The sequence below is a fragment of the Pseudomonas emilianonis genome (assembly GCF_023072625.1).
GTDB classification, from domain to species: Bacteria; Pseudomonadota; Gammaproteobacteria; order Pseudomonadales; family Pseudomonadaceae; genus Aquipseudomonas; species Aquipseudomonas paraveronii.
The window spans coordinates 1-4419 of sequence record NZ_JAKNRV010000397.1; the positions used below are offsets into that span (position 1 = coordinate 1).

Consider the following 4419-nt stretch of genomic DNA (forward strand, 5'->3'; position numbering starts at 1 on the left):
ACCCATGCCCGAATTCGAACAGCACCTATTTTCCGGGAACGGTCACCATGCGTTTGAACATGCACGCCAGGCCAGGCCACGGGCCCCTGACACACCCTCGATTGCGGCTAACGACACGATGCCTGTTTCTACTGTAGCGGCTTTGCAAATCGGTTCCTTGCCCGGCGGCAAGGCCGATACCTTGGCGCAAATCCTGGCCTATGAAGACCCGATCCGGCGCAGCGGCGCGCAATTGGTGGTGATGCCCGAGGCGCTGCTGGGCGGTTATCCCAAAGGCGAAGGCTTCGGCACGCAACTCGGTTATCGCCTGCCTGAAGGCCGCGAAGCCTTTGCGCGGTATTTTGCCAACGCCATCGACGTGCCTGGCGCCGAAACCGAGGCGTTGGCCGGTTTGTCGGCGCGCACCCGTGCCAGCCTGGTCCTGGGTGTGATCGAACGCAGTGGCAGCACGTTGTATTGCACCATGCTGTATTTCGAACCGGCGGACGGCCTGGTGGCCAAGCACCGCAAGCTGATGCCCACCGGCACTGAACGGCTGATCTGGGGCAAGGGTGATGGCTCCACATTGCCGGTGGTCGACGCGGCGGTCGGGCGCATCGGCGGCGCGGTGTGCTGGGAAAACATGATGCCCCTGCTGCGCACGGCGATGTATGCCAAGGGTGTGCAGGTGTGGTGTGCGCCCACGGTGGATGAACGCGAGATGTGGCAGGTGAGCATGCGCCACATTGCCCACGAGGGCCGCTGTTTTGTGGTCAGCGCGTGCCAGGTACAGGCGTCGCCCGCAGCGCTGGGCGTTGAGGTGGCCAACTGGCCTTCAGACCGCCCGTTGATTGCGGGTGGCAGTGTGATTGTCGGTCCCATGGGCGACATCTTGGCCGGGCCTCTGCTGGGCGAAGCCGGGCTCTTGACCGCGCAGATCAATACCGACGATCTGGTGCGCGCACGGTATGACTATGACGTAGTGGGGCATTACGCCCGGCCGGATATTTTCGAGTTGAGCGTGGATGAGCGGGCCAAACCGGGCGTGCGCTTCATGACCGATTGATCACATGGCCTGAGGTTTACCAGCTAGCGGTGTTCGGCAGATCCAACGTCCCACGGTCCACAAAGCGCAGGGTGCCGAACAGCCCACCGGCCAATTTTCCGCGCAGGACGTAGGGCAGGTTGTTCAAGCTCTGGGTCTGGCTCAGGCCGAGGGTTTGCCGCAACACGGAAAATGCTGAAACGCTGACCGGCACGGTCAGAATGGCCTCGGAAAAGCGTGGGATGCTTCCGTGCTGATCACTCACCCCCGACGCCAGCGGCCGGCCATTGACCTCCAGGTCCAGGGCCACGCCGTTGTAGTCGATCGCCGTTTCATTGGGGTTCTGCACCCGCAGTTTCACCGCGAAGCGCACTTCCAGGTCTTGGCTTTGCAGCGGTTCGATGCCCACCACGTTGATATTGACCGGGTCGCGGTTGGGGAACAGGGCGCAAGCGCTTAAGGTCAGCAGCAGTATCGATAGAACCATGAGCTTGCGCATACAAAGGTGCTCCTAGTGCGTGACGTCCGGGTCCTGCATCACTTTGAGGGTAGAGGACTCCGGATCAAATTCATCTTCTTCCAGCTCTAAGAACTCTTCCGGCAGGAAAATGTTCAGCAGGATTGCACAGAACGCGCCCACAGTGATCGGCGACTCGAAGATGTTGTGCAGCGCCTTGGGCAGGTCGCGCAACACTTCCGGCACGGCGGCGACACCCAGGCCCATGCCCAGGGAGATGGCCACGATCAGCATGTTGCGTCGGTGCAGGCCGGCTTCGGCGAGGATCTTGATCCCGGCCACGGCGACGGTGCCGAACATGATCAGGGTCGCGCCGCCCAGTACCGGCTTGGGCATCAGTTGCAGCACCGCGCCGATCATCGGGAACAGCCCCAGCAGCACCAGCAGGCCGGCAATGAAGTACGCCACATAGCGGCTGGCCACGCCGGTCAGTTGGATCACACCGTTGTTCTGGGCAAACGTCACCATCGGCAGGCTGTTGAAGGTGGCGGCCATCGCCGAGTTGAGGCCGTCCGCCAGCAGACCGGACTTGATGCGCTTGATGTACAGCGGGCCCTTGACTGGCTGTTGGGAAATCATCGAATTGGCCGTCAGGTCACCGGCGGCTTCCAGGGGCGAAATCAGGAAGATCACCGCCACCGGGATAAACGCCACCCAGTCGAATGAGAACCCATACTTGAACGGCACCGGCACGCTGATCAACGGCACGTGGGGCAATGCCGCCATATCCACGCGGCCCAGCCACCAGGCCACGACGAAACCCAGAGTCAGGCCGATCACGATCGAACCCAGGCGCAGGAACGGGTTGCTGAAGCGGTTAAGTACCACAATGGTCAGCAGCACCAGCGCGGCCAGGCCCATATTGCTGGCGGCGCCAAGGTCGTTGGAGCCAAAGCCGCCGGCCATGTCGGTGACTGCCACCTTGATCAGCGACAACCCCATCAGGGTAATGATGGTGCCGGTCACCACTGGGGTGATCAGCTTGCGCAATTTGCCGATGAACTGGCTGAAGACTACTTCGATAAACGCCGCAAAAAAGCAGATGCCGAAGATCGTCGAGAGAATCTCATCGGTGCCGCCACCCCGGGCCTTGACCATGAACCCGGCACTGAGAATCACGCTGATAAACGAAAAACTGGTGCCCTGCAGGCACAACAGGCCCGAGCCGATCGGGCCGAACGTGCGCGCCTGCACAAAGGTGCCGAGCCCCGACACGAACAATGCCATGCTCACCAGGTACGGCACTTCGCTTTCCAGACCCAGCACGCCGCCGACAATCAGGGTAGGGGTGATGATGCCGACGAAACTCGCCAACACATGCTGCAAGGCAGCAAACATCGCCGCAGTGAAATGCGGGCGGTCTTCCAGTCCATAGATCAGATCGGATTTATAGCGCGGGCGCGGGGCTTGAGCGTCAGACAAAGTGCGGGCTCGGGTCAGAAAATGGAGGCGCAGGATGCCAGAAACCGGTGGTCGTCAGAAGTGTAAAAAAATATTTATGGAAGCCCTGCTCAAACCGCTGGCCCTGCCGATATCGTCTATAGGCCCACCCAACAATGACAACAAGTGGTGACCAAGGTCAGAGCCGCGTGTTGACGCCAGCTGATCATTCCGCTGCACGGATGCGCGCAGACACTCCTTCTTGAGAATACCTCTATGTCTCTTCGTCATCTGAATATTGCTCCTCGAGCTTCTCTCGGCTTCGCATTCATTGCGTTGCTGGTGGTTGTATTGGGCGTGTTTGCAGTCAATCGCATGACGCTGATCCGTCAGGCGTCGGTGGACATGAGCACCAACCAACTGCCCAGCGTGACCTACTTGGGCACTCTCACGGAAAACGTGCTGCGTATGCGTATCTTGTCGTTTCGCGTATTGGTTAACCGCGAACCGGCCGCTTTGCAAGAGGCGCAAACGCGCATCGCTGCACTGATCGACAAGGTCAGAGCCGCACAGGCCGGTTACGCGGCGTTACCCTCCGTGCCTGAGGAAGCGGCCTTGTACAAGACGTTTGTCGGCACCTTGGACAATTACCTGACGGCCCAGGCCGAGATGCTGGCCCTGTCCAAGCAAGACAAGGTCGATGAGATGCGTACCTTGATCAACACGCGGATCAAGGACGGCACCGATCAGATGGGCGAGCAGTTGAACAAGCTGATCGCCATCAACTCCGCCGGCGCCAAGCAAGCCAACGTCCAGGCAGGCCAGAGCTACGACAGTGCGATCACCGGCATCGTCGTCGTTGCGGTGGCCGCCGCCTTGCTCACGGTGCTGTTGGCCTGGTTGCTGACCCGCAGCATCGTCACGCCGCTGCGCAAAGCTGTGGAAGTGGCGGAAACCATTGCCGGCGGCAACCTGAGCAAAGTCATTGAAGATGATGGCAAGGATGAACCGGCGCGGCTGATCAGCGCGTTGTCGACCATGCAAACCAACCTGCGCCAGACCATCCAGCACATCGCCGGGTCCGCCACGCAATTGGCCTCGGCGGCGGAAGAGTTGAGCGCAGTCACCGAGGAAGCCTCCAAAGGCCTGCAGCAACAAAATAATGAAATCGACCAGGCAGCCACCGCCGTCAATGAGATGACCGCCGCCGTGGAAGAGGTGGCGCGTAACGCGGTGTCCACCTCCGAAGCCTCCACCCAGTCCAACCAAGCGGCCCGGGAAGGCCGTGACCGCGTGGTCGAGACCGTCGGCGCGATCCAGACCATGACCCAGGATGTGCAAAACACCTCGCTGCTGATCGAAGGCTTGGCCACCCAGGGTCGGGACATCGGCAAGGTGCTCGACGTGATCCGGGCGATTGCCGAGCAGACCAACCTGCTCGCGCTCAACGCTGCGATCGAAGCCGCCCGAGCCGGTGAAGCCGGGCGCGGCTTCGCCG

At 61.1% G+C, this 4419-nt stretch carries 4 protein-coding genes; 2 read left to right on the top strand and 2 right to left on the bottom strand.

Annotated features, from left to right (window positions below; genetic code table 11):
* Positions 1 to 118: 118 nt before the first annotated feature.
* Entirely contained in the window at positions 119 to 1045 is a 927-nt protein-coding gene (locus L9Z73_RS26080; protein WP_247407345.1) for a carbon-nitrogen hydrolase family protein, read from the top strand.
* A gap of 16 nt (positions 1046 to 1061) precedes the next feature.
* On the opposite strand, the gene L9Z73_RS26085 is transcribed toward L9Z73_RS26080, so the two are convergent.
* Positions 1062 to 1523, bottom strand: coding sequence for an LEA type 2 family protein (locus L9Z73_RS26085; protein ID WP_247407338.1), 462 nt, complete (start codon positions 1521 to 1523; stop codon positions 1062 to 1064).
* A gap of 12 nt (positions 1524 to 1535) precedes the next feature.
* Complete coding sequence (locus L9Z73_RS26090; protein ID WP_247407340.1) at positions 1536 to 2963, bottom strand: nucleobase:cation symporter-2 family protein; 1428 nt, start codon at positions 2961 to 2963, stop codon at positions 1536 to 1538.
* 234 nt (positions 2964 to 3197) lie between these two features.
* On the opposite strand from L9Z73_RS26090, the gene L9Z73_RS26095 reads away from it, so the two are divergent.
* Positions 3198 to 4419, top strand: a 1222-nt coding sequence (locus L9Z73_RS26095; RefSeq protein ID WP_247407342.1) for a methyl-accepting chemotaxis protein, incomplete at its 3' end; no start/stop codon positions are given.